Origin of the sequence: Kitasatospora sp. NPDC007106, from assembly GCF_040634455.1 — a bacterium.
GTDB classification, from domain to species: domain Bacteria; phylum Actinomycetota; class Actinomycetes; order Streptomycetales; family Streptomycetaceae; genus Kitasatospora; species Kitasatospora arboriphila.
Genome location: NZ_JBEYFP010000526.1, coordinates 1 through 4,234, shown reverse-complemented (window position 1 = coordinate 4,234; position 4,234 = coordinate 1). Strand labels below are relative to the sequence as shown.

Annotated in this window: 3 protein-coding genes; all 3 read left to right on the top strand. The window is 74.2% G+C overall.

Annotated elements, in window-relative coordinates; genetic code table 11:
* Position 1 precedes the first annotated feature (1 nt).
* Entirely contained in the window at positions 2-1,147 is a 1,146-nt protein-coding gene (locus ABZ641_RS27665) for an MFS transporter (protein WP_359985940.1), read from the top strand.
* Between the two features lie 53 nt (positions 1,148-1,200).
* Complete coding sequence (locus ABZ641_RS27660) at positions 1,201-2,805, top strand: carboxyl transferase domain-containing protein (protein WP_344626669.1); 1,605 nt, start codon at positions 1,201-1,203, stop codon at positions 2,803-2,805.
* Between the two features lie 5 nt (positions 2,806-2,810).
* Positions 2,811-4,234, top strand: a 1,424-nt coding sequence (locus ABZ641_RS27655; RefSeq protein ID WP_359985938.1) for a biotin carboxylase N-terminal domain-containing protein, incomplete at its 3' end; no start/stop codon positions are given.

The following is a 4,234-nucleotide window of genomic DNA, read 5'->3' as shown; positions in this document are numbered from 1 at the left end:
GCTGGTGTTCATGGCCCAGATGGCCACCACCGTCTACCTGCCGTCGCTGCCGGCCGTCGAGCGGGACCTGGGCGTCTCGCGCAGCCTCGCCGCGCTGTCCGTGTCGCTGTTCGTGGTCGGCGCGGCCGCACCCGTGGTGTTCTGGGGGCGGGCCGCCGACCGGTACGGCCGGCGGGCGGCGGTGCTCGCCTCGCTGGCCCTCTTCACCGGCTCCAGTGCGCTGCTCGCGGCCACCGGCTCGGTCACCGTGCTGCTGGTGCTGCGCGCCGTGCAGGGCGTCGGTGCGGGTGGCGCCGCCATCATCGCCCGGATCTTCGTCCGGGACCTCGGCGGCGGCGACGCGCTCGCCCGCCGGCTGTCGGTGCTGTCCGTCGCGTTCGTCTCGGCGCTCGGCGGCGGCCAGTTCCTGGGCGGCCTGATCGGCCGGTACGCGGACTGGCGGGCCGGTTTCGCCGTCCTGGCCGCCGTCGGTGCGGCGGGTGCGGTCGGTGTGCTCACGCTCCCGCTGGAGCCGGGCCGCGGCCGGCAGGAGCAGGCCGGCATGGTCCGGATCTACCTGGGCATCCTGAGTGTCCGGCAGTTCCTGCTGCCGACCGTCGCGGGCGGTCTCGGGTTCGCCACCATCGTCCTGCTCCAGGAGGTGGCGCCCTTCGTGACCCAGCAGCACTTCGGCCTGACCGCCGGCGAGTACGGCGACCTGGGGCTGCTGTTCGGCCTGGCGTACCTGGCCGGGGCGCTGCTGGTGAACCGGCTGGTCGCCACGGTGGGATCGTCCTGGCTGATGCGCCTGGGCGCCCTGGTGATGACCGGCTCCGGGCTGCTGACGGTCGCGCTCTGGCTGGTGCCGGGTCTCGGGACGACGGCGGCGCTGGTGGTGTTCGTGGCGCTCTACTGCGCCACCACCTTCGGCCAGGCGGCGCTGTTCCCGAGCAGCATGGCGGTCGCGGTGAGCGCCGTGACCGAGCACGGTGCCTACGCGGTGGCCCTGTGCGGCTTCCTCGCGCAGTCCATCGCCGGGGTCGCCGCCACCGCCGCCGTCCTGCTGCACGCGGACCTCGCCTGGTCGGCCGTCGCGACCGGCCTCAGCGCCGCGGCCCTGCTGCTGGTCGGCCGGCGCGGCCCGCGCCCCGCGCACCCGGGTGCCTGACCCCGCCCGCTCCACCGCAAGCCCCCGTACTCCACAGCGATCAGCAAGGTCCCATGACGACACTCCGTTCCCACATCGACACCACGTCGGAGACGTTCCGCCGCAACGCCGCGGCCTTCGACGACAAGCGCCGCATCATCGCGCAGGCCCGGGCGGCCGCGCTGGCCGGCGGCGACGCGAAGGCCCACCGCCGGCACGCCGAACGCGGCAAGCTGACCGCCCGCGAGCGCGTGATGCGCCTGCTGGACCCGGGGACCCCGTTCCTGGAGGTCGGGCAGCTGGTCGCGCACGACGTGTACGACGAACCCGTCCCGTCCGCCGCCCTGGTCACCGGGGTCGGCACGGTCGGCGGCCGGCCGACGATGGTCTTCGCCAACGACGCGACCGTCAAGGGCGGGACGTACTTCCCGCTGACCGTGCAGAAGCACCTGCGGGCCCAGAAGGTGGCCCGGCAGAACGGCCTGCCCTGCATCTACCTGGTCGACTCCGGCGGCATCTACCTGCCGCTCCAGGAGGACCTCTTCCCCGACGAGTACCACCTGGGCCGGATGTTCCGGAACATCGCCGAGATGTCCGCCCTCGGACTGCCGCAGATCGCCGCGGTGATGGGGTCGTGCACGGCGGGCGGGGCCTACATCCCGGCCATGTGCGACGAGGCGGTGATCGTCCGGGGCAACGGCACGATCTTCCTCGGCGGGCCGCAGCTGGTGCGCGCGGCGACCGGCGAGGTCGTCGACGCGGAGACGCTCGGCGGCGCCGACCTGCACACCCGGGTGACCGGGGTCGCGGACCACATCGCCGAGAACGACGAGCACGCGCTGGAACTCGTCCGGGAGATCGCCGTCCGCAACAGCCGCAGGGCCGTGTCGGGGCCGCCGCGCGAGCCGCGCCCGCCGCTCCACGACCCGGCCGAACTGCCCGGCATCATCAGCGCCGGCCTGCGCGAGCACATCCCGGCCCGCGAGGTGCTGGCCCGGCTGCTCGACGGCAGCGAGTTCACCGAGTACCGCAGCCGCTACGGGCCGACGATCGTCTGCGGCACCGGACACGTCGGCGGCTACCCCGTCGGTGTGGTCGTCAACGACGGCGTGCTGTTCCCCGAGAGCGCCCAGAAGGCCGCCAACTTCATCGAGTTGTGCGTCCAGCGGGACCTCCCGCTGCTGTTCCTGCACAACATCAACGGCTTCATGGTGGGCGCCGAGTACGAGGCGGCCGGCATCGCCAAGCACGGCGCCAAGCTGGTCAACGCGGTCTCCTGCGCGAGGGTGCCGAAGTTCAGCCTGGTGATCGGCGGCAGCTTCGGCGCCGGCAACTTCGCCATGTGCGGCCGCTCGATGGGCCCGCGGATGATGGCGATGTGGCCGAGCGCCAAGTCGACGGCGGTGGGCGGGGAGCAGACCGCGACCGTGATGGCGCTGATCCGCGGCGACCAGCTCGCCAAGGAGGGCCGGACCCTCTCCGCCGAGGAGGAGGAGTCCATCAAGCGGCCGATCATCGACACCTACGAACGCCAGTCGCACCCGCTGTACTACGCCGCCCGGATGTGGGTGGACGCCGTGGTGGACCCGACCGACACCCGCGAGTGGCTGACGCTGTGCCTGGCGATGGCCGCCGACGGTCCCCAGCAGGAGACGCGCTTCGGCGTGTTCAGGATGTGATGACGATGCTGAAACGAGTTCTGATCGCCAACCGCGGCGAGATCGCCCGCCGGATCGCCCGGACCTGCCGCCGCCTCGACGTGGAGTACGTCGCCGTCCACTCCGACGCCGACCGCTCGGCCGCCCACCTGGAGGGCGCGGTCGACACCGTCCGGCTCGGCCCCGGCCCCGCCGCCGACAGCTACCTGCGGATCGAGGCGCTGGTCGACGCGGCGCTGCGCACCGGCTGCGACTCCGTGCACCCCGGCTACGGGTTCCTCTCCGAGAGCCCGGCGTTCGCGGCGGCCGTCGCCGGGGCGGGCCTGGTCCTGATCGGTCCGGACGCCCGGATGATCGCCGCCATGGGCGACAAGGCCACCGCCCGCGAGCTGATGGCCGCCGCCGGGGTGCCCGTGCTGCCGGGCTCCGAACACGCCACCGAGTCGCCGGAGCAGCTGGCCGCCGACGCCGGGCGGATCGGCTACCCGGTGATCCTCAAGCCGGTCGCCGGCGGCGGGGGCAAGGGCATGCAGGTGGTCGACCACCCCGACCGGCTGGCCGAGGCGGTGGCCGCGGCCGCCCGGCTCGGCCGCAGCAGCTTCGGCGACGGCCGGCTGCTCGCCGAGCGCTACGTCCCGCGTCCGCGCCACATCGAGGTGCAGGTCTTCGGGGACACCCACGGTTCGGTGGTGCACCTCTTCGAGCGGGAGTGCTCGCTGCAGCGCCGCCACCAGAAGATCGTCGAGGAGGCGCCGGCGGCGGGCCTGCCGGCCGGGGTCCGCGCGGCGATGCTGGACGCGGCGGTGCGCGGCGCCGGGGCGCTCGGCTACGTGAACGCCGGGACGTTCGAGTTCATCCTCGACGCCGACGACCGGTTCTACTTCCTGGAGGCCAACACCCGGCTCCAGGTCGAACACCCCGTCACCGAGGAGATCACCGGCGTCGACCTGGTGGAGTGGCAGCTGCGGGTCGCCGCCGGGGAGCGCCTGCCGCTCGCCCAGCACGAGATCACCGCCACCGGCCACGCGATCGAGTGCCGCGTCTACGCCGAGGACCCGGACGAGGCCTTCCGGCCCGCGCCCGGCCGGGCGGAGCGCGTCGAGTGGCCGGCCGGCGTCCGCGTCGAGGCCGCCTTCGACCGGGCCGGCGAGGTCTCCGCCTTCTACGATCCGATGATCGCCAAGCTGGTGGCGCACGGACCCGACCGGGTGGCGGCGCTGCGCACCCTCACGGACGCGCTGCGGGCCACCGCCGTCGTCGGCCTGACGACCAATCTGGGCTTCCTCGGCGACCTGCTGCGCGACCGGCGGGTGGTCGCCGGACGCCTCGACACCCACCTGGTCGACGGGTTCGTCGCGGAGGCCGGCCGGGTGGAGCGCGCCTGGCGGGCCGCCGCGTGCGCCGCGGCCATGGAGGTGCCGGCCCTGCCCGGCGGTCCGGCCTCGCCGTG

Coding starts and splice junctions, on each gene's coding strand:
- ABZ641_RS27660 (WP_344626669.1), top strand. CDS start 1,201: ATGACGACACTCCGTTCCCACATCGACACCACGTCGGAGACGTTCCGC.